General features: G+C 70.0%; 1 protein-coding gene. It reads right to left on the bottom strand.

All coding sequences use genetic code 11. The annotated features are described in order from the left end of the window. On the bottom strand, positions 1-1,257 hold a 1,257-nt coding region (locus ACIF8T_RS40500; protein WP_400042498.1), incomplete at its 3' end, for a 2-oxoacid:acceptor oxidoreductase family protein. Positions 1,258-1,259 lie beyond the last annotated feature (2 nt).

The raw sequence follows: 1,259 nt of genomic DNA, 5'->3' as shown, positions 1-1,259 counted from the left end.
CGCGAACCGCACGGTGAGGTCCGGGAGTTCGTCCGGTTCCGGGATGCGCCAGGGTTCGGAGCCGTTGGCCAGGTAGCCGTCCGACAGCAGGAACACCGGGGTGCGGTAGACCAGCGCGATCCGGGCCGCCTCCAGCGCCGCATCGAAGCAGTCGGCGGGCGTGCGCGGCGCGACGATCGGGACCGGCGCCTCGCCGTTGCGGCCGTACATCGCCTGCAGCAGATCGGCCTGCTCGGTCTTGGTCGGCAGCCCCGTGGAGGGCCCGCCGCGCTGGATGTCCACGATCAGCAACGGCAGCTCCAGCGACACCGCCAGCCCGATCGTCTCCGACTTCAGCGCCACCCCCGGCCCGGACGTGGTCGTCACCGCCAGCGACCCGCCGAAGGCCGCCCCCAGCGCCGCGCCGATGCCGGCGATCTCGTCCTCGGCCTGGAAGGTACGCACACCGAAGTTCTTGTGCCGGCTCAGCTCGTGCAGGATGTCACTGGCCGGAGTGATCGGATACGACCCCAAAAACAGCGGCAGCTCCGCCCGCCGGGACGCGGCGATCAGCCCGTAGGACAGCGCGAGGTTGCCCGAGATGTTGCGGTACACCCCCGGCGGGAACGCCGCGGCGGCCGGGGCCACCTCGTAGGAGACCGCGAAGTCCTCGGTCGTCTCCCCGAAGTTCCAGCCCGCCCGGAACGCCGCGATGTTCGCCGCCGCGATGTCCGGCTTCTTCGCGAACTTCGACCGCAGGAACGTCTCGGTGCCCTCGGTGGGCCGGTGATACATCCAGCTCAGCAGCCCGAGCGCGAACATGTTCTTGCTGCGCTCGGCCTCCTTGCGGGAAAGGTCGAACTCCTTGAGCGCCTCCACCGTCAGCGTGGTCAGCGGCACCGGATGCACCTGATAGCCGTCCAGGGAACCGTCCTCCAGCGGCGAGGTGGCGTAGCCGACCTTCTGCATCGCCCGCCTGGTGAACTCGTCGGTGTTGACGATCACCTCCGCGCCGCGCGGCAGGTCGCCGATGTTCGCCCTCAGCGCCGCCGGGTTCATCGCCACCAGCACGTTCGGCGCATCACCGGGGGTGAGGATGTCGTGGTCGGCGAAGTGCAGCTGGAACGAGGAGACCCCCGGCAGGGTGCCGGCGGGCGCCCGGATCTCGGCCGGGAAGTTCGGCAGCGTCGACAGGTCGTTGCCGAACGACGCGGTCTCCGCGGTGAAACGATCCCCGGTGAGCTGCATCCCGTCACCCGAGTCACCCGCGAACCTGATGA

This window comes from Streptomyces sp. NPDC085946, from assembly GCF_044540485.1.
GTDB lineage: Bacteria > Actinomycetota > Actinomycetes > Streptomycetales > Streptomycetaceae > Streptomyces.
This window is presented reverse-complemented; position numbering and strand designations above follow the sequence as displayed.